Source organism: Sanguibacter inulinus (genome assembly GCF_013415325.1).
Classification (GTDB): Bacteria; Actinomycetota; Actinomycetes; order Actinomycetales; family Cellulomonadaceae; genus Sanguibacter; species Sanguibacter inulinus.
The window spans coordinates 1-19,126 of the sequence record NZ_JACBYE010000005.1 but is presented as its reverse complement, the minus strand read 5'-3'; the positions used below and the strand labels follow the sequence as shown (position 1 = coordinate 19,126).

General features: G+C 70.7%; 14 protein-coding genes. 3 read left to right on the top strand and 11 right to left on the bottom strand.

The window, feature by feature from the left end:
* Positions 1-206: 206 nt before the first annotated feature.
* From HZZ10_RS03265 to HZZ10_RS03250, 4 genes are all read right to left on the bottom strand, one after another.
* On the bottom strand, positions 207-566 hold the full coding sequence (locus HZZ10_RS03265) for a hypothetical protein (RefSeq protein WP_179912398.1): 360 nt from the start codon (positions 564-566) through the stop codon (positions 207-209).
* Positions 566-940 carry a DUF948 domain-containing protein gene (locus HZZ10_RS03260; RefSeq protein WP_056132571.1) on the bottom strand — a complete coding sequence of 125 codons (375 nt, stop codon included), beginning with the start codon at positions 938-940 and terminating at the stop codon, positions 566-568. Before HZZ10_RS03260 ends, HZZ10_RS03265 begins: the two co-directional genes overlap by 1 nt.
* Before the next feature lie 291 nt (positions 941-1,231).
* Complete coding sequence (gene rpsD / locus HZZ10_RS03255) at positions 1,232-1,858, bottom strand: 30S ribosomal protein S4 (RefSeq protein WP_056132569.1); 627 nt, start codon at positions 1,856-1,858, stop codon at positions 1,232-1,234.
* Positions 1,859-2,078: 220 nt separating this feature from the next.
* Entirely contained in the window at positions 2,079-3,479 is a 1,401-nt protein-coding gene (locus tag HZZ10_RS03250) for a replication-associated recombination protein A (RefSeq protein ID WP_179912397.1), read from the bottom strand.
* A gap of 89 nt (positions 3,480-3,568) precedes the next feature.
* On the opposite strand from HZZ10_RS03250, the gene HZZ10_RS03245 reads away from it, so the two are divergent.
* Positions 3,569-5,827 (top strand): MMPL family transporter, encoded by a 2,259-nt coding sequence (locus HZZ10_RS03245; RefSeq protein WP_179912396.1) that lies wholly within the window; start codon positions 3,569-3,571, stop codon positions 5,825-5,827.
* Between the two features lie 83 nt (positions 5,828-5,910).
* On the opposite strand, the gene HZZ10_RS19995 is transcribed toward HZZ10_RS03245, so the two are convergent.
* The 3 genes from HZZ10_RS19995 to hisS all read right to left on the bottom strand — a co-directional run bounded on the left by HZZ10_RS19995 (position 5,911) and on the right by hisS (position 9,949).
* Positions 5,911-6,720, bottom strand: a complete 810-nt coding sequence (locus HZZ10_RS19995) for a GNAT family N-acetyltransferase (RefSeq protein WP_056132560.1) — start codon at positions 6,718-6,720, stop codon at positions 5,911-5,913.
* Entirely contained in the window at positions 6,717-8,489 is a 1,773-nt protein-coding gene (gene aspS, locus HZZ10_RS03235; RefSeq protein WP_056134110.1) for an aspartate--tRNA ligase, read from the bottom strand. Before aspS ends, HZZ10_RS19995 begins: the two co-directional genes overlap by 4 nt.
* A 65-nt stretch (positions 8,490-8,554) precedes the next feature.
* Positions 8,555-9,949 (bottom strand): histidine--tRNA ligase, encoded by a 1,395-nt coding sequence (gene hisS, locus HZZ10_RS03230; protein ID WP_179912395.1) that lies wholly within the window; start codon positions 9,947-9,949, stop codon positions 8,555-8,557.
* Between the two features lie 283 nt (positions 9,950-10,232).
* Between hisS and HZZ10_RS03225 the strand changes: the two genes are divergently transcribed.
* The gene (locus HZZ10_RS03225; protein ID WP_179912394.1) at positions 10,233-11,960 is read left to right on the top strand and encodes a DUF349 domain-containing protein; all 1,728 of its coding nucleotides are present in this window, start codon (positions 10,233-10,235) and stop codon (positions 11,958-11,960) included.
* Between the two features lie 104 nt (positions 11,961-12,064).
* A complete protein-coding gene (locus tag HZZ10_RS03220) occupies positions 12,065-12,670 on the top strand; it encodes a hypothetical protein (RefSeq protein WP_179912393.1) in 606 nt (201 codons plus the stop codon).
* Positions 12,671-12,804: 134 nt separating this feature from the next.
* On the opposite strand, the gene HZZ10_RS03215 is transcribed toward HZZ10_RS03220, so the two are convergent.
* Genes HZZ10_RS03215 through secD form a run of 4 tightly spaced genes read right to left on the bottom strand, consistent with a single transcriptional unit; the run spans position 12,805 to position 19,031 of the window.
* Complete coding sequence (locus tag HZZ10_RS03215; protein ID WP_056134107.1) at positions 12,805-15,132, bottom strand: RelA/SpoT family protein; 2,328 nt, start codon at positions 15,130-15,132, stop codon at positions 12,805-12,807.
* A 46-nt stretch (positions 15,133-15,178) separates the two neighbouring features.
* Complete coding sequence (locus tag HZZ10_RS03210) at positions 15,179-15,718, bottom strand: adenine phosphoribosyltransferase (protein WP_179912392.1); 540 nt, start codon at positions 15,716-15,718, stop codon at positions 15,179-15,181.
* Positions 15,715-16,830 (bottom strand): protein translocase subunit SecF, encoded by a 1,116-nt coding sequence (gene secF / locus HZZ10_RS03205; RefSeq protein WP_179912391.1) that lies wholly within the window; start codon positions 16,828-16,830, stop codon positions 15,715-15,717. Before secF ends, HZZ10_RS03210 begins: the two co-directional genes overlap by 4 nt.
* Complete coding sequence (secD, locus tag HZZ10_RS03200) at positions 16,830-19,031, bottom strand: protein translocase subunit SecD (protein ID WP_179912390.1); 2,202 nt, start codon at positions 19,029-19,031, stop codon at positions 16,830-16,832. Before secD ends, secF begins: the two co-directional genes overlap by 1 nt.
* Positions 19,032-19,126: the final 95 nt, after the last annotated feature.

Below are 19,126 nucleotides of genomic sequence, written 5' to 3'. Positions count from 1 at the left end.
CGAGGTCGTGCCGCAGACGGGCGTCGATCAATCTTAGTCTCCGTGCGTGCTCTGACGAGGCAGGGCGCTGGAGGGCAGAACAGGGTGGGGCACCACAGGGCGCCTGAGTGTTGTGCAGCGGACCGTGGGACAGCGGTGCCATCGGTGCCGTTGGTGCCTGTGAGGACGGCAGCTGCGCGAAGAGCTCCGCGTGGCGCCTCAGAGCGTCAGAACGAGTAGCCGAGCTCGTCGTCCTCGGGGTCGTCCAGGTCGCGGTGCCGGCCCGGGGCGCGGTGCCCGGGAGCAGGACGTGGGGCGTCGCGACGGGCGCGGAGGTCGTCGGCCGAGCCCTGCGTGCGGGCCAGCAGCGAGTCGCTCAGCTGCTCGGCACGCTCGTCGCGCGCAGCGCGGAAGTCGTCGAGGAACGCCGAGGCGGCCTCGGAGAGCCTGACGCCCGTCGCCTGGGCTGTCGCGGTCGCCTGGTCGACCAGGGTCGCCGGTGCGTAGCGGCGGACCACCTGGCGGCCCTTGACGACCACGACCACGGTGAGCGCGACCCCGGTCCCGAGCCAGAACAGCCGCGACATCAGCTGTCCTTCCCGGTGCCGCGGACCTTCGAGGCAGCCTGGCCGAAGGCCTTGCGCACCCCGTAGGAGAAGGCGGCGACCTTGACCACAGGAGCGCCGAAGGCTGCCGCGTACAGGCCCGTCAGCGCCGAGACGTTCTGGCTGACCTCGGCTGCCGACGTCGTGATGGTGTCGACCTTGACCAGCTGGGAGTTGGCGCTCGCGACGGTCTGCGCGGACTCGTCGAGGATAGGGACCGAGTGCGCGGTCAGGTCCTTGATGCTCTCGGTCGTGGTGTCGAAGACCTTGCCGAGCTTGACGAGCGGGACGGCGAGCAGCCCGACGAGAGCGACGAACGCGACGGCCGCGATGAGTCCTGCGATGTCACCGATCACTGAGTACTCCTGCACTGTTCTCCGGGCCGCTCCGGACCCGGGACGAAGACGACCAGGGGCCCTGCCCCCACCCGCCTGTTGGCTGGTGCGACCTTACCCGCCCACGGCGGTCCGATCCATGCGAGCACCTGTGCGCGAGGCAGGCCGCCCGGCGCCATGCTGCCCCGGCGGCACCAGGGCAGACCAGGAGCGGGCACGCGGGTCGGCGCAGCTCCCCCACCTGCGCCTGGATGCACGACGCCCCGCCCGCAGAGTCTGCGGACGGGGCGTCGTGGATGGAGCAGGTGCGGGTCAGCGCGAGTAGTGCTCGACGACCAGCTGGACCTCGCAGGTCACGGGGACCTCGACACGCTTCGGTGCACGCGAGAGCACGAAGGAGAGCTTCTCGAGGGAGACCGTGAGGTACGGCGGGACGGCCGGGAGGACGTCGCGGTGGGCACCGGCAGCGGCGACCTGGAACGGCGTCATGGCCTGGCTCTTCGGCTTGACCTGGACCGTCTGGCCCGGCTTCACCTTGAACGAGGGGCGGTCGACGATCTTGCCGTCGACGAGGATGTGGCGGTGGACCACGGCCTGGCGGGCCTGGAGCGTCGTGCGGGCGAAGCCGGCACGGAGCACGAGGGCGTCGAGGCGGGTCTCGAGGATCTCGACGAGAGCCTCACCGGTCAGACCCGGAGCCTTGCGAGCGTCCTCGAACGCACGGGCCATCTGCTTCTCGCGGAGGCCGTACTGGGCGCGCAGACGCTGCTTCTCACGAAGACGGACCGCGTAGTCCGACTCGGTGCGGCGGCGGGCACGGCCGTGCTCGCCGGGCGGGTAGGGACGCTTCTCGAAGTGCTTGACGGCCTTCGGGGTGAGCGCGATGCCCAGCGCGCGGCTCAGGCGGACCTGGCGGCGCGAACGGGTCACTGAAGACATAGAGAGTTCTTCCGTTCCTGTCGTGGATGTCGATCACACGCCGCTGCGGTGCAGCAGCGTGCGGGACCAGCCGACGGAGACCCACGATCGTGCTCGAGCGGGTCTCACCGGGCCGAGGTCCCAGGCGGTCGCCCCAGAGGGCAACCTGAGAAGTCTAGCACCGGGGACGGGCAGCTCCGGCCGGAGTGGTCGGAAAGGTCGGAAGGACGAGACGACCCGCTCAGCCCGGTTCGCCGCGCAAGATCTTCTTGACCCGCTCCATGCGCTCCGACACCGAGCGCTCGAAGCCACGGTCGCTCGGCCTGTAGTACGTCGTGCCGACGAGGTCGTCCGGGAGGTACTGCTGGGTGGCGACGGCGTGCGGGGCGTCGTGGGCGTACCTGTAGCTCTGCCCGTGCCCGAGAGCCTTGGCCCCCGAGTAGTGGGCGTCCCGCAGGTGCGGCGGCACCGTGCCGACCTTGCCGGCCCTGACGTCGGCGAGGGCCGCGTCGATCGCCATGTAGGCCGCGTTGGACTTCGGGGCCGACGCGATGTGCACGACAGCCTCGGCGAGGATGATCCGCGCCTCGGGCATGCCGATGAGCGCGACGGCGTTCGCCGCGGCCGTCGCGGTCTGCAGCGCGCTCGGGTCCGCCATGCCGACCTCTTCGGCTGCGGCGATGACGATGCGCCGCGCGATGAACCGGGGATCCTCCCCCGCAGCGATCATCCGGGCGAGGTAGTGCAGCGAGGCGTCGACGTCGGAACCACGCATGGACTTGATGAAGGCGCTGATGACGTCATAGTGCTGGTCGCCGTCCCGGTCGTAGCGGACAGCGGCCACGTCGATCGCGCGTTCCATCGTCGCGAGGTCGACGACCACAGGCGGGTCGTCGGCACCAGCGACGGGCTCACCAGACCTGTCGTGGTCGGAGAGCGCGGCCCCGGCGGCCGCCTCGAGGATCGTCAGGGCCTTGCGCGCATCTCCCCCGGCGAGCCGCAGCAGGTGGTCCTCGGCGTCGTCGTCGAGGGTGACGGTCCCGCCGAGCCCTCGCTCGTCGGCGACAGCACGCCGTACGAGCACCCGCACGTCGTCGGTCGTCAACGGCTGGAGGGTCAGCAGCAGGGAGCGGGAGAGCAGCGGGGAGTTGACCGAGAAGCTCGGGTTCTCGGTCGTGGCCGCCACGAGCGTGACCCAGCGGTTCTCGACGCTCGGCAGCAGCGCGTCCTGCTGCGACTTGGAGAACCTGTGCACCTCGTCGATGAACAGGACGGTCTCCGACCCCCCGGTCGCGAGCCGCCGCCGGGCGTCCTCGATCACCGAGCGGACGTCCTTGACACCCGCGGTCACAGCCGAGAGCTCGACGAAGCGCCGCCCAGAGCTGGTCGCGATGAGGTACGCGAGCGTCGTCTTGCCGGTGCCGGGCGGACCCCAGAGGATCACCGAGCCCGGTGCGGCACGTCGGGAAGAGTCGTCGGCGGGCTCGACGAGCCTGCGCAGCGGCGAGCCCTGGACGAGCAGGTGCTTCTGCCCGGCGACCTCGGCGAGGGAGGCCGGGCGCATGCGGACGGCGAGCGGAGACCCGGAACCGACCCTCGGGACACCGCTCACGTCCTGCGTCGTCGAGTCGAACAGGTCCATGGCTCCAGCCTAGGCGCTCCCACCGACGCCGGCGGTCGACCCCGCACGCCGCAGACCTCTCGCGTAGCCCTCGACCCCTCCGGGATGGGATGCTGGCCAGCGTGTTCGAGAACCTAGGACGTCGCGTGAGCGACCACCCCCGCACCACCATCTCCGTCTGGGCCGTGCTGACGGTCCTGGGCATCGCGCTCGCGCTCTTCGGGGTGCACGGCGAGAGCCTGTTCTCGAGGCTCACGACGGGTGACCCGACGGTCGCCGGGTCGGAGAGCTCGGAGGGTCAGGAGATCCTCGCGGCGATCGGCGATGACGGCGAAGACGTGACGCTCATCGTCGATGGTCTGCCTCCGACGGCCGACGGTGTGGCGGAGGCGCTGCAGCCCGCCCTCGCGGCCGTGCTCGCGGTCGACGGGGTCGAGACCGTCCTCGACCCGGTCTCGCTGCCTGACGGCCCGACGAGCGACGCCGGGAAGCTGCTGACCGCGGCCGACGGCGACGGCTTCGTGGTGATCGTCTCGCTCGACCCGGCACTGAGCGAGGACGAGGCGTCGGCGACTGTCACGGCTGTGGTCACCGCCCTGGACGCGACGACCGCGGCCCTCCAGGGGCTCGAGCCCGCCGCGACGGGTCTTGTCGGGTCCACATCGCTCATCATCGATGCGATCACCCACCAGGTCGAGCAAGACCTCGCGACGGGCGAGGCCGTCGCGCTCCCGGTGGCGCTGCTCATCATGGTCCTCGTCTTCGGCGGCTTCCTCGCCGCGGCCATGCCCATGGCGGGGGCGCTCGCCTCGATCGGCACCGGGCTCGGTGTGCTGCTCGGGCTCTCGTACCTCATGGAGGTCGACGCCTCGATCGTCAACGTCGTCACGGTCCTCGGGCTCGGGCTGTCGATCGACTACGGCCTCCTGATCGTCTCGCGGTTCCGTGAAGAGCTCACCCGCCTCGACGGCCTCGAGAGCACCGAGGCCGCGGACGCACCACGACGTCGCAGCCGCAAGGACACCCGGGTCGCCGACGCGCTGGTCCGCACGATGGCCACAGCAGGACGCACCGTCGCCTTCTCGGCGCTGACCGTCGCCATCTCGATCGCCGGGCTCATGGTCTTCCGCCCCGACATCCTGCGGGCCATCGGTGCTGGCGGGCTCTCGATCATCCTCGTGGCTGTCGCGACAGCCCTCACCCTCGTGCCGGCGCTGCTCAGGCTCGCCGGTCGTCGTCTGGTCCGGCCCGGGCTGCTCACCAAGGTCCCGGGCGCAGACCGCGTGCTGCGGCACACAGCCGCTGTCGACACCGACGAGGGCGTGTTCTCCAGGCTCGCGGCACGCGTCCAGCGGCGACCAGCCTGGGTGGCTGCCGGGTGTGTCGTGGTGCTGCTCGGGCTCGCCTCGCCGGTCCTCGGGCTGCAGATGCGCAACTCGGGGATCGAGATGCTGCCGACGTCCTCCGACCAGCGGCAGTTCGTCACGCGGCTCGCCGAGCAGTTCCCCTCGACCACCTCCCCCGAGATCGTGGTGGTCGCCCAGGCGCCCGCCGCCGACGTCGCGGGCTGGGCTGCCGACGTCGCCGAGATCGAGGGTGTCGACACCGTGGGCGCGCCCACGACCGAGGGTGAGTACTCCGTCGTCGGGGTGACCCTCGAGTCGGGCGACGCCGGCGGCGAGCAGGCTGTCGACGTCGTCACGAGCATCCGTGATCTCGACCCCGCCTTCGCCACGTGGGTCACCGGCCAGGCGGCCGCGCAGGTGGACTTCGTCTCGGCGCTCGGAGACAGGGTCTGGTGGGCCGTGGCGATCGTCGTCCTGGCCACCTTCGTGCTGCTGTTCCTCATGACCGGGTCAGTGGTGATCCCCCTCAAGGCGCTGCTCACCAACGCGATCTCGATCTCCGCGTCGATGGGGATCCTCGTCTGGGTGTTCCAGGAGGGGCACCTGTCAGGTCTGCTCGGCTTCACGTCGACGGGCGGGATCGAGACCTTCGTCGTCGCGCTCGTGGTGGCCTTCGCCTTCGGGCTCGCGATGGACTACGAGGTGTTCCTGCTCTCGCGGATCAAAGAGCTCTACGACGAGGGAGTCGACCCGGAGACCTCGGTGCGCCTGGGGCTCCAGCGCTCGGGCCGGATCATCACCTCGGCCGCGGCGATCATCATCGTGGTCTTCGCAGGGTTCGTGCTCGGCGACCTGCTGATCATCAAGCAGGTGGGCTTCGCGCTGGCCGTCGCCGTCTTCATCGACGCGACCCTCGTCCGGATGCTGCTGGTCCCGGCGACCATGACCCTCCTGGGCCGGTGGAACTGGTGGGCTCCGGCTCCGCTGCGGAGGTTGCACGAGCGGCTGGCGATCATCCACTGAGCGGGAGCCTGTGAGCTGGTGGGGCCTCGCGCGGAGACCCCACCAGCATCACCTGCTCGTCCTGAGGCGCACGCCAGGCCGGCTCAGCCTGGAGCGCGCCGCACCGACATGAACTGGTGGTCGAGGCTGAACCCGAGCCGCTGGTACACACGCCGGGCGCGGTCGTTCGTCGCGTAGAGCCCGAGGTGGACCATCGGACCGCCGACACGAGGCGTCCGCCGCAGACCGTCGTCGACGGCCGCTGCGAGCACGAGACCGGCCAGCCCTCGGCCACGGTGCGCAGGGTCGACACCGAGCGAGACGAGGTGCGGGGGCGCGCCGGGGAAGATGTCGAGAGCACCGACGGTCGCGACGAGAGCCCCGTCCTCGCTCTCGCGCACACCCCACCAGCCGGTGAGTCTGGGGTCGCCGGGCAGCGTCGACGCGATCGGGTGCGCCCTGTCGAGGCAGTCGGTCACGAGCGCGTCGGTCTCCGGACCCGGGGTGAACCTCTCGACCGTCACCTCACGCGACCCGGACCCGTCGGGCAGGACGACCGGCGCGTCGGGCAAGACCAGCGGTGCGCGGGTCGACATCCAGTCCCACTCCGACGTCGTCGTCGACGGCCCGGCGAGCTGGTCGCGGACCTCGCCGTCGACAAGCTCCCACGACCCCCGGGCGAGGGTGAGCGTCTGCGGCGCGGGCGCGGCGAAGGCCGCCGCCGACTGCGTGAGCAGCCGGGCGACGGCCTCCGGGCGTCCGATGCCGACGAGCGAGCGACCCGGGTGGCCGTCGAGGACCAGCACGCACGCCTCGTCGTCGCAGGCGTGCGCGTGGAGCTCGTCGTCAGCGCGTTCCCCCACCAGGTAGGGGTCCGCGTCCCACGGGGTCGGCAGCGAGCCGACGGTCCTCACTCGACAGGAGCCTTCGGGACGCTGTCGACACCTGCTTCCTTGCGCTGCTGGGCCGTGATCGGCGCAGGAGCCTGGGTGAGCGGGTCGAAGCCGCCACCGGACTTCGGGAAGGCGATGACGTCGCGGATCGACTCCGAGCCCGTGAGCAGAGCGAGGATGCGGTCCCAGCCGAAGGCGATCCCGCCGTGGGGCGGTGCACCGAAGGCGAAGGCGTCGAGCAGGAAGCCGAACTTCTCCTGCGCCTCCTCCTCGCCGATCCCCATGACCGCGAAGACGCGCTCCTGGACGTCGCGGCGGTGGATACGGATCGACCCACCACCGATCTCGTTGCCGTTGCAGACGATGTCGTAGGCGTAGGCGAGAGCCTCGCCCGGGTTCTCCTCGAAGGTGTCGATCCACTCCGGGGTGGGCGACGTGAAGGCGTGGTGGACCGCGGTCCACGCGCCCTCGCCGACAGCGACGTCGTCGTCCTCACCCGTGGGCTTGAACAGCGGGGCGTCGACGACCCAGACGAAGGCCCAGGCGCTCTCGTCGATGAGCTCGGCCTTCTTGCCGATCTCCAGACGAGCCGCACCGAGGAGAGCACGCGCGTCGGTCGGCTTGCCAGCAGCGAAGAACACGGCGTCACCGGGCTTGGCGCCCGTCGCAGCCGCGAGGCCCTCGCGCTCGGAGTCCGAGAGGTTCTTCGCGACGGGGCCGCCGAGCTCGCCGTCCTCGGTGAAGGTGACGTACGCGAGGCCCTTGGCGCCGCGCTGCTTGGCCCACTCCTGCCAGGCGTCGAAGCCACGGCGCGGCGTCGAGGCACCGCCGGGGAACACGACGGCACCCACGTACGGCGCCTGGAACACGCGGAAGGGGGTCTCGCTGAAGTACTCGGTCAGCTCGACGAGCTCGAGACCGAAGCGCAGGTCCGGCTTGTCGGAGCCGTAGCGCTCCATCGCGTCCTTGAAGGTCATCCGCGGGATCGGCGTCGGGATCGTGACCCCGATGAGGTCCCAGAGGGCGACGACCAGCTGCTCGCCGAGGGCGATGACGTCGTCCTGCTCGACAAAGCTCATCTCGACGTCGAGCTGGGTGAACTCCGGCTGACGGTCCGCACGGAAGTCCTCGTCGCGGTAGCAGCGGGCGATCTGGTAGTAGCGCTCCATGCCGGCGACCATGAGCAGCTGCTTGAACAGCTGCGGGGACTGCGGCAGCGCGTACCAGGACCCGGGGGCCAGGCGCGCGGGCACGACAAAGTCGCGGGCACCCTCGGGGGTCGACCGGGTGAGGGTCGGCGTCTCGATCTCGACGAACTCCTGCGCGTCGAGCACGCGGCGCGCGGCAGCGTTGGCCTTGGCGCGCAGACGCAGGGCACGGGCGGGCGCCGGGCGGCGCAGGTCGAGGTAGCGGTGCTTGAGGCGGGCCTCTTCACCGATGGTCTCCGTGCCGTCGAGGGCCGTGGACACCTGGAAGGGCAGCGGCGCGGACTCGTTGAGCACGACGACCTCGGCCGCGACAACCTCGATCTGGCCCGTCGCGAGATTCGTGTTCTCGTTGCCGTCGGGACGGCGCGAGACCTCTCCGGTCACCTGCAGGACGAACTCGGCGCGCAGCGGGTGCGCCACGGCCTCGTCACGGATGACGACCTGGGCCACACCGCTCGCATCACGCAGATCGATGAAGGCGACGCCTCCGTGGTCACGACGACGGTCGACCCACCCGGTCAGGGTGACGGTCGTGCCGATGTCCTCGGCGCGCAGCGATCCGGCGGTGTGGGTGCGTAGCACGAAGAAGCCTCTCAGACGTAGGGTTCCCGTCCGGTCGGACCGGACGGTCGGGGTCGAGTCTAGTGCTAGCCGACGGGCAGGACCCGCGGCCACCAGTCCTCGGCCGAGGGCTCCCACGTCGCGGGGTCGGCCTCGACCTGCTCCCCCGAGCGGATGTCCTTGACCTGGTGCGCGACAGGCTCGCCGTCGTGCCCGAGCCCGGCCGGGAACCAGACGAAGGGCACCCCGCGGCGGTCCGCGTACTTGATCTGCTTGCCGAACTTCGCCGCAGCCGGGGCCACCTCGACCGGGATGCCGCGGGCACGCAGTGCTGTCGCGACGGCCTCGGAGGCTGGGCGGGTCTCGTCGGAGGTCACGGCGACCACGACCGCGCTCGGCACCGACCGTGACGCCTGGACGAGGCCTGCGCCCAGCAGCCGCGAGACGAGCCTGGAGATGCCGATCGACAGACCGACCCCCGGATAGGTGTTCGCCCCGTCGGAGGCGAGGGTGTCGTAGCGTCCGCCCGAGCAGATCGAGCCGAGCTCTTCGTGGCCGACCAGGACGGTCTCGTAGACCGACCCTGTGTAGTAGTCGAGGCCACGGGCGATCTTGAGGTCCGCGACGACGACGCCCGGGGCGCGCACAGCAGCCGCCTCGATGAGCGCACCGAGCTCGACGAGGCCCTCGTCGAGGAGCTCGGACTCGACGCCGTGCGTCTGGGCCAGCGCTCGCACGCGGTCGACGACTGTGAGGTCCTCACCCGAGATCGACGCGAGCTCGAGGCACGCCTGCGCCTGCTCGTCGCTCGCCCCGAGGTCGGCGACGAGAGCCGCCGCGACCTTCTGCGGTCCGATCTTGTCGAGCTTGTCGATGATCTGCAGGACACCGCCGACAGCCTCGAGTCCCAGCCCGCGGTAGAAGCCCTCGGCGACCTTGCGGTTGTTGACGAGGATGCGGACCGGCGGGACGCCCACGGCACGCAGCGCACCGAGCGCCTCGGCCATGACCAGGGGGACCTCGACCTCGAAGTGGTAGGGCAGCGCACCGGCGCCGACGACGTCGATGTCGGCCTGCACGAACTCGCGGAACCGGCCGTCCTGGGGGCGCTCGCCGCGCCACACCTTCTGGATCTGGTACCGCTTGAACGGGAAGGCGAGGTGGCCGGCGTTCTCGAGCACGTACCGCGCGAAGGGCACGGTGAGGTCGAAGTGCAGACCGAGCCCCTGCTTGTCGGCCGCCGAGAGGTTCGCCTCGGCCTGTTCGCCCTCTGTCGCCTGCAGACGCTTGAGCACGTAGACCTCCTTGGAGGTCTCCCCCTTGCGCAAGAGCTGGTCGAGGGGCTCGACGGCGCGGGTCTCGATGCCGACGAAGCCGTGGAGCTCGAAGGTGCGACGCACCGAGTCCAGGACGTGCTGCTCGACGATGCGAGCCGCGGGGAGCCATTCGGGGAAGCCGGAGAGGGGTGTGGGGCGTGCCATGAGACGACATTCTTCCAGAACTCCCGGTCCCCTCCGAGCACGGTGACCGGCCCCCGCCGCTCCCTGCGCGACCCTCGCGAGCCCTCAGGCGCGCGACGACTGTGAAATACGTCAGCACATCGGCGCATACTTCCCTAGACTGTGGGCAGTCCGTGGTGCGGGCGCGGCCTGCGCGCGCTCACGGACGGATCGCACACATCGGCCTGGGGCACCCCAGGCAGTCGCTGGCCCCGCGGGAGCTCGTCTTGCGCGCAGGAGCCATCATCCAAGGAGTTGAGCCCCAATGAGCGAGAGCACCGACAGCACGACGGATGCCGTCCCGGACGCTGCAGCGACAGCAGACGACGCTCAGGGAGCGTCGACCACGCAGCAGCCCCAGGCTGACGAGGCTCCTGCCGAGGCAGCAGCCGTCGCCGAGAAGGTCGAGGACGCACCGGCGGACGACGCGCCGGCCGCAGAGCCCTCGGCCGCAGAGCCGGCCGCAGCCGAGCCGTCCGCGCCTGAGGGGGACGCACCCGCGGACGAGGCGACCACCGCAGACAGCGCCGCACCTGAGGCGCCCGAGGCACCCGAGGCAGCGACCGCCGCCGCAGAGCCGGCAGCGGCTCCCGAGGCACCAGCTGCCTCGTCCCGCCCGACTCCTCGTCCCGTCCCGCGCCCGGTCCCACGTCCCGCGGCGCGTCCGCAGGCCGTCGCGACGCCGAGCGCCGCCACGGAGCAGCCCTCCGCACCGGCCCCTGACGAGAGCGCCCAGACCCAGGCCGCCCTCGCCTTCGGTCGTGTGGAGGAGGACGGCACGGTCTACGTGACCGAGGCCGCTGGAGAGCGCACCGTGGGCCAGTTCCCCGGTGTCTCGACGGACGAGGCCATCGGCCTGTACGTGCGACGGTTCCTCGACCTCCAGGCGAAGGTCGCGCTCTTCGAGGCTCGCCTCGGCACCGCCGACCTCACGACCAAGGAGATCGACTCGACCCTCGCCAAGCTCGGCGCCGAGGTGGCCGAGCCCGCTGCCGTCGGAGACCTCGACGGGCTCCGCGCCCGCGTCGAGGCGCTGCGCACCGTCGCGGCCGGTCGCCGCGCCGAGCTCGAGCAGGAGCGCTCGGCCGCCAAGGCCGTGGCCCTCGCCGCCCGCACCGCGATCGTCGAGGCTGCCGAGAAGCTCGCCTCGACCGACCCCTCACGCATCCAGTGGAAGCCCGCCGGCGAAGAGCTCCGCTCGCTCCTCGACACGTGGAAGGACGCCCAGCGCAACGGACCGCGTCTGGACCGCCCGAGCGAAGAGGCCCTGTGGAAGAGGTTCAGCCACGCCCGGACCACCTTCGACCGTGAGCGCCGGCACTTCTTCGCCGAGCTCGAGAAGCAGAACTCCGGGGCCAAGGCCACCAAGGCTGCTCTGGTCGAGGAGGCCGAGAAGCTCTCGACCAGCACCGAGTGGGGCGCGACGGCAGGTGCCTACCGCGACCTCATGGCCCGGTGGAAGTCCGCTGGCCGTGCGAACCGCAAGGACGACGACGCGCTGTGGGCCCGCTTCCGCGCCGCTCAGGACGCGTTCTTCGCGGCCCGCGACGCCTCCAACGCGGAGATCGACGCCGAGTACGGCGAGAACCTCGTCGTCAAGGAGGCCATCCTGGCCGAGGCCGAGGCGCTCGTCCCCGTGAAGGACCTGGCTCAGGCCAAGGTCACCCTGCGCACGCTGCAGGACCGCTGGGAAGCCGCAGGCAAGGTCCCGCGTGGCGACGTGCAGCGTGTCGAGGGCCGCATGCGCGCCGTCGAGACCGCCGTCCGCGACGCGGAGCAGGCCAAGTGGACGCGGACCAACCCCGAGACGCGTGCGCGCGCCGAGGGTGCGGCCGCGCAGCTCGAGGCCGCGATCGTCGGGCTCGAGGAAGACCTCGCCAAGGCCCAGGCCAAGGGCGACGCTCGCAAGATCAAGGACGCCGAGGCGGCCCTCGAGGCACGCCGGTCCTGGCTCGAGCAGGTCGTCAAGGCTGCCGAGGACGCTCAGGGCTGACACCCGAGCTCCAGAGCGAGACAGCTCAGCACCGGAGGCGGTGCCCGTCCACAGGACGGGCACCGCCTCTGGCGTCTGCTGGCCGTGACGGGCAGGGTGAGCCCGTGCCCCCCACCCTCAGCGAGCTGCTCCGTCACCCGCCCGAGGTGGGACGGATGCTCTCCCCCGCGTCGCTGGGCTGCTCGCGGGTCACCTGGCAGGTGCTCTGCCGCGACGGCGCTGTCGTCGAGCTCCGCCCAGGCTTCGCGCTGCTCGCGGGCGTCACGCCGACCCCTGCCGACCGTGCTCAGACGCTGGTGGGTGCTGTGCCAGCAGGTGTGGTGGTCGCCCGGGCCTGGGCTGTGTGGATCCACGCCGGTGGACCTCCGCCGACCCCGCCGCGACGGGTCGGGGTCGTCTACAGGCCGGGTACCTCACGGCCTCGGTCGATGCCTGGTCTCGAGCCCGTCCAGACGTCGCTGCGTCCCTGGGACGTGGTGCTGGTCGGAGACCTCCCAGTCACCAGCCCGGTGCGCACCGCGATGGACGTCGCCACCTGGTCGACAGGTGCCGAGGCGGCCCGAGATCTCGTCAGGCTGCGGACGAGTGGGGCAGACCTGCTTGCAGGCATGGCGGAGCTCAGGCGCGTCACCGGCTGGCGCGGGTCGCTGCAGGCGGTCCGCAGGATCGAGGCAGCAACCCTGGTCGCTCTCGGCACGTCTGACGTCTAGCCGGACAGCGGTCCCCCGATCACCAGAGAGCCGGTCGACCGGGAGCCGCTCGATCGCCGGACGCTCGAGCGGCAGCCGGAGCGTCCGTCGGTCGAGCGGCCACGGGCCGGGAGCCAGCCGGTCGGAGACTCAGGTCAGGCGTGCACCACGTTCTCGGCAGCCTTGGAGCCGGTGATGCGGTAGACGTCGAACACGCCGTCGATCTTGCGCACAGCCGTGAGGACCGAGGCGAGGTGCCCGGGCTCGGCCATCTCGAAGACGAACTTCGACAGCGCGACCCTGTCGCTCGACGTCGAGACCGTCGCCGAGAGGATGTTGACGTGGTGGTCCGACAGCACCCGGGTGACGTCGGAGAGCAGACGAGACCTGTCGAGCGCCTCGACCTGGATCTGCACGAGGAACAGCGCGCTGCTGCCCGTCGTCCACTCGACGTCGACGATCCGCTCGGGCTGCGACTTGAGAGCCTCGAAGTTCGCGCAGTCCGTCCTGTGCACGCTGACACCCTGGCCGCGCGTGATGAATCCGACGATCTTGTCTCCGGGGACAGGGGTGCAGCACTTGGCGAGCTTGACCCAGATGTCGTCGACACCCTTGACGATGACGCCCGGGTCTCCCGTGCGTGCGCGTCGCTGCGGGTGCCCGGGTCGGGCGATCTCGGCGAGGTCTTCGGCATTGTTGTCCTCGCCGCCCATGGCCTGGACGAGCTTGTGCACGACGTTCGCGGCCGAGAGCTGCCCCTCGCCGACGGCGGCGTAGAGCGCGGAGACGTCGGCGAAACGCATCTCGTGCGCGGTCGTGACGATCGACTCGTGCGAGAGGATCCGCTGGATCGGCAGGTTCTGCTTGCGCATCGCCTTCGCGATCGCGTCCTTGCCCTGCTCGATGGCCTCTTCGCGGCGCTCCTTGGAGAACCACTGGCGAATCTTGTTCTTGGCACGAGGGCTCTTGACGAAGGCCATCCAGTCGCGGCTCGGCCCGGCGGTCTCAGACTTCGACGTGAGCACGTCGACCACGTCGCCGTTGTCGAGCGCCGAGTCGAGCGGCACGAGGCGCCCGTTGACACGCGCACCCATGGTCCGGTGCCCGACCTCGGTGTGGACCGTGTACGCGAAGTCCACGGGGGTCGACCCAGCGGGAAGGGCGACGACATCGCCCTTCGGTGTGAAGACGTAGACCTCGGCGCCGCTGATCTCGAAGCGCAGCGAGTCCAGGAACTCCGACGGGTCGGCGGTCTCCCGCTGCCAGTCGACGAGCTGACGCAGCCACTGCATGTCGTTGCCCGCAGCGTCGGCGCCGTCCTTGGCAGCCTCTTTGTACTTCCAGTGGGCCGCGACGCCGTACTCCGCACGCCGGTGCATCTCGTGCGTCCGGATCTGGATCTCGACAGGCTTGCCGCCAGGCCCGATCACCGTGGTGTGCAGCGACTGGTACATGTTGAACTTCGGCATCGCGATGTAGTCCTTGAAACGCCCGGGGACGGGGTTCCACCGCGCGTGCAGGGCTCCGAGGGTCGCGTAGCAGTCACGCACCGAGTCGACGAGGACCCGGGTGCCCACGAGGTCGTAGATGTCGGCGAAGTCGTGGCCGCGCACGATCATCTTCTGGTAGATCGAGTAGTAGTGCTTCGGCCGGCCGGTGACCGTCGCCTTGATCTTCGACGACCGGAGGTCGGCCGTGATCTGCTCGCGGACGAGGGCGAGGTACTCCTCGCGGGCCGGGGCGCGCTCGCTCACCAGGTGCACGATCTCGTCGTAGACCTTGGGGTAGAGGGTCTGGAAGGAGAGGTCTTCGAGCTCCCACTTGATGGTGTTCATGCCGAGCCTGTGCGCGAGAGGCGCGTAGATCTCGATGGTCTCGCGCGCCTTGCGCTGCGCCGACGACGAGGGCACGAACTTCCAGGTACGGGCGTTGTGCAGGCGGTCCGCCAGCTTGATGACGAGCACGCGGATGTCGCGCGCCATCGCGACGACCATCTTGCGGACGGTCTCGGCCTGCGCGGCGTCCCCGTAGGTGACCTTGTCGAGCTTGGTGACGCCGTCGACGAGCATGGCGATCTCGTCGCCGTAGTCGCGGCGCAGCTGGTCGAGGGAGTAGTCGGTGTCTTCGACAGTGTCGTGCAGGAGGGCCGCGGCGAGCGTCGGCGGGGTCATGCCGAGCTCGGCGAGGATGGTCGAGACGGCGACGGGGTGCGTGATGTACGGGTCGCCGCTCTTGCGCATCTGGCCGCGATGGGCCTTCTCGGCCGTGACGTAGGCACGCTCGATGATCGAGACGTCGGCCTTGGGGTGGTTGGCGCGGACAGCGCGCAGCAACGGCTCGAGGGCCGGCGTCCCGACGGCGTGGCGCGAGCCGAAGCGCACGAGGCGCGACCTGACCCGGCTGGCCGAGCTGATGCCGAGCGGCGGCGTGGTCACGGCCGCGGGCTCGGTGGGCGCGTCTGTCGAGCGGGTGTCCTCAGTCATGCGCGCCTCCTCGTCCGGCATCGGGTCGAGCCCCGAAGATGCGATTCTACGACCCGGCCAGCAGCACCGTGGACACGGAGCGCCCGGCCAGCCTCTCGCGGCCGCCCAGGCCCTCGAGCTCGAGCAGGAACGCGAGGCCGACGACCTCGGCCCCGAGCTGCTCGAGCAGCTCGGCACCTGCCGCGGCCGTGCCACCTGTCGCCAGGACGTCGTCGACGAGCATCACGCGCGCGCCGGCCGGGACAGTGCCCTCGCGGATCTCGACCGTCGCCTCCCCGTACTCGAGCCCGTAGGTGAGGCTGCGGGTGGGCGGCGGCAGCTTGCCGGCCTTGCGCACGGGCACGAAGCCGACACCGAGCCTGAAGGCGAGGGCGGCGCCGACGATGAAGCCACGCGCCTCCATGCCCGAGACGAGGTCGACGTCGTCGGGCACCAGGGCTGCGAGCCTCTCGACAGCCTCGGAGAGCGCCTTCGGGTCGACGAGCAGACCGGTGATGTCCTTGAACATGATGCCGTCGTTCGGGTAGTCCGGGACGTCCCGGACGAAGCCTGAGAGCTCGGCGTCCGACATGGTGCGGGCGGTCATCGTGAACCCTTGCGACGACGCGGCTGGGCCGCGTGACCCTGGTGCGAGCCCGGGCTCAGCTGACCGACGAGCTGGATCTTGGCGTCAGGCGTCCCGGCCACGGGCTGCCCGGAGGCGTCGGTCCCGGCGGCGAGGGCCTCGCGGCGCTTCTCGAGCACGAGCGCCGTGTGCTTCGCGATCGTCGGCTCGCTGGTGCGCAGCGTGACCTCGAGCGGCGTGGCGAGGAAGATCGACGAGTACGTGCCGACGGCCATGCCGATGAACAGCGCGAGGGCGATGTCGCGCAGCGTGCCGGCCCCGAGGATGAACGCACCGATGAAGAGGATCGAGGCCACGGGCAGCAGCGCGACGACCGACGTGTTGATCGAGCGGACCAGGGTCTGGTTGACGGCCAGGTTCGCGCGCTCGGCGTAGGTGCTGCGGGTCTGGTCGGTGATCCCCGCGGTGTTCTCGCGCACCTTGTCGAAGACCACGACGGTGTCGTAGATCGAGTAGCCCAAGATCGTGAGGAAGCCGATCACCGTCGCCGGGGTGACCTCCCAGCCGATGAGCGCGTACACGCCCGCCGTGATGACGAGGTCGTGGAAGAGCGCGACGAGCGCCGCTGCCGCCATGCGCCACGCACGGAAGTAGGCGGACATGACCAGCCCGACGAGCACGAGGAAGACCACGAGTCCCGTGATGGCCTTCTTGGACACGTCGGCGCCCCACGAAGGTCCGATGAAGGAGCTCGTCACCTCGTCGGCGCTCACGCCGTAGGCGGAGGCGAGGGCGTCGCGGACCGCGACCACCTCGTCTTCGCCGAGCTCGGCGGTCTGGATGCGCAGGGAGGTCGCCCCGACGCTCGAGATGCGCGGCTGCTCGGTCGGCGCGACCGAGGCCACGGCGTCCGCAGCCTCCTGCTGGCTGAGGCTCGTCAGACCGGAGACCGTGAACTCAGAGCCGCCGCGGAACTCGATGCCGAGGTTGAAACCACGGGTCAGGAGCACCACGAGGCTGAGCACCACGAGGACGATCGAGACGATGTAGAACTTGCGGCGCTTGCCGACGATGTCGTACGACGTCCGGCCTGTGTAGAGGTCGTTGCCCCACTGGGCGAATCCGACGGCCATCAGAGGTTCCCGTCCTTGCGCTCGTCGGACGCCGGCGTGCCGTCGGTCCGTGTCTCGTCTGCCGACAGTGCGTCGGTCGGTGCTGTCGTGCTCTCGGGTGCCTGGGCCTGTGCCTCGTCGGCGACCGAGCCGGTCGCAGCAGGCTCGGCTGCGGTGGCCTCAGCGGGCGTCGAAGCCTCCGAGGAGGTCGTCGCAGCTGCCGCGGCGGCTGCACGACGCTCGGCGATGGTCATCGCCGGGCGGGCCGCAGCCGGAGCCCCTGCCCCGACCAGCTGCTTCTTCTTCGGGCGCTTGCCCGTGCCCTCGGCCGGGCTCTCGTCCTTGGCCAGGCTCGTCGAGCCAGCGGTCTTCGAGACCGACGGCTGCACGACGCGTCCACGACCCGCGTAGCGGACGCCCGTGGCACCCAGGCGGTGCGGGTCGAGGCCCGAGGCCGGGTGGCCGTCCGCGAAGAATCGCGTCTTGGACAGGAGCTTCATGAGCGGGTGCGTGAAGAAGAACACGACGATGAGGTCGACCAGGGTCGTCAGACCGAGGGTGAAGGCGAAGCCGCGCACCCCGCCGACGGCGAGGAAGTAGAGCACGACGGCCGCGAGGAAGTTGACGGTGTCCGAGGCCAAGATCGTGCGGCGTGCACGGTCCCAGCCGGTGTCGACGGCCGAGGTCAGGGAGCGACCGTCGCGCAGCTCGTCACGGATGCGTTCGAAGTACACGATGAAGGAGTCCGCCGTGATGCCGATCGCGACGATCAGTCCTGCGACACCCGGGAGCGAGAGCCTGTAGCCCTGCGTCCACGAGAGGAGCGTGATGAGCCCGTAGGTGATCACCCCGGCGAAGAGCAGCGAGGCCACGGTCACCAGGCCGAGCGCGCGGTACTGGAACAGCGAGTACACGACGACGAGGGCGAGACCGATGAGACCGGCCAGCATGCCCTTCTCGAGCTGCTCGCTGCCGAGCGTCGCCGAGATCTGCTGCTCGCTCTGCACCTCGAAGGTCAGCGGAAGCGCGCCGAAGTTCAGCTGGTTGGCGAGCGCCGTGGCGGTCTCGCGGGTGAAGGACCCGGTGATCTCCGCGCGACCGTCAGGGATGGTGCTCGTGACGCCCGGGGCCGAGATCACCTGGTTGTCGAGCACCATGGCGAACATGTTCGGCGCCTGGGTGGGGTTCTCGGTCGAGATCCAGGTGGTGTAGGTCGGCAGGGTCGACAGACGCGTGGTGACGTCGGCGAACTTGTCGGTCCCGGCAGCCGTGAAGCGCAGGTTGACCGCCCACGTGTTGAGCGTGACGCCCTGGGAGTTGACCTGGAGGCCTGAGGAGGCGCTGTCGATGTCGGTCCCGGCGATCTCCATCGGGCCGAGGATGTACTTCATCGTGCCGTCGACCGAGCAGACGGCGATCGGCGACGCCGGGTCCTTGGGGGCTGTGCCCGCGGCGCTCGAGTCGGGGGTGCAGGTCAGCGCCTGGAACTCGGCGGCGAGCTCAGGGGTGATCTGCGCGAGGTCGCTCGGGTTCGTCGGCGTCGTGGCCGCCGGAGCCGTGGGCTCGACAGCGGGCTCGGTCGGCTCGACGGCGGGGTCCGCGGGGGCCTCGGTCGCGGGGGCTGTCGCCGGGTCGGTCGCGGTGGACGCGAGTGCCGCGCCCCCGCCTGAACCGGCGGGGTCCGTCGTGGCCTCGCCCGCGGGGTCGGTCGTCGCTCCCTCGGCAGGCTCGGTGGCGGCATCCGTCGGAGCCGCCGTCGTCGGCGCGTCCGTCGGGGCGAGCGGACCGACCGCGGGGTCCTCGACCTCGCCGACGGACGGGGTGACCATCGCGAAGGAGAGGACGGGCCGGAACTGCATCTGCGCGGACTCGCGCACGAGGTCGAGGGTCGCCTCGCTCGGACGCCCCGGGAGGGCCACCACGATGTTGCTGCCACCCTGGCTGGTGATCTCCGCCTCGGAGACTCCCGAGGAGTCGACACGCTGACGGATGATCTCGATCGCCTGGTTGATGTCCTCGGACGTCACCTCCTGACCGTCGGTCGTGACGGGCTGCAGGATGATCTGCGTGCCGCCCTCGAGGTCGAGCGCGAGCTTCGGCGTCCAGGACGCGTCAGACTTCCATGCGCCGATGCCGATGGTCGCGAAGAGGACCAGGACGATGAGCCCGAGCCCCAGGAGGGTCCGTCCCGGGCGGGAGGTGGAGCGGTTGGTGGTGGCCAACGGAGTGTCTCTTCTCGTGCGCGCACCTGGCCTTCGGGCGGCAACAGGCGCTCAGACCACGCCCCGCCCTGCCCGGGCGGGAGCGTGGTCTGAGC

Excerpts from the sequence above, each read along its gene's own strand:
- hisS (WP_179912395.1), bottom strand. The coding sequence starts at position 9,949 with ATGGCACGCCCCACACCCCTCTCCGGCTTCCCCGAATGGCTCCCCGCG.
- HZZ10_RS03225 (WP_179912394.1), top strand. The coding sequence starts at position 10,233 with ATGAGCGAGAGCACCGACAGCACGACGGATGCCGTCCCGGACGCTGCA.
- secF (WP_179912391.1), bottom strand. The coding sequence starts at position 16,830 with ATGGCCGTCGGATTCGCCCAGTGGGGCAACGACCTCTACACAGGCCGG.
- HZZ10_RS03210 (WP_179912392.1), bottom strand. The coding sequence starts at position 15,718 with ATGACCGCCCGCACCATGTCGGACGCCGAGCTCTCAGGCTTCGTCCGG.
- HZZ10_RS03250 (WP_179912397.1), bottom strand. The coding sequence starts at position 3,479 with ATGGACCTGTTCGACTCGACGACGCAGGACGTGAGCGGTGTCCCGAGG.
- HZZ10_RS03215 (WP_056134107.1), bottom strand. The coding sequence starts at position 15,132 with ATGACTGAGGACACCCGCTCGACAGACGCGCCCACCGAGCCCGCGGCC.
- rpsD (WP_056132569.1), bottom strand. The coding sequence starts at position 1,858 with ATGTCTTCAGTGACCCGTTCGCGCCGCCAGGTCCGCCTGAGCCGCGCG.
- HZZ10_RS03245 (WP_179912396.1), top strand. The coding sequence starts at position 3,569 with ATGCTGGCCAGCGTGTTCGAGAACCTAGGACGTCGCGTGAGCGACCAC.
- HZZ10_RS03265 (WP_179912398.1), bottom strand. The coding sequence starts at position 566 with ATGTCGCGGCTGTTCTGGCTCGGGACCGGGGTCGCGCTCACCGTGGTC.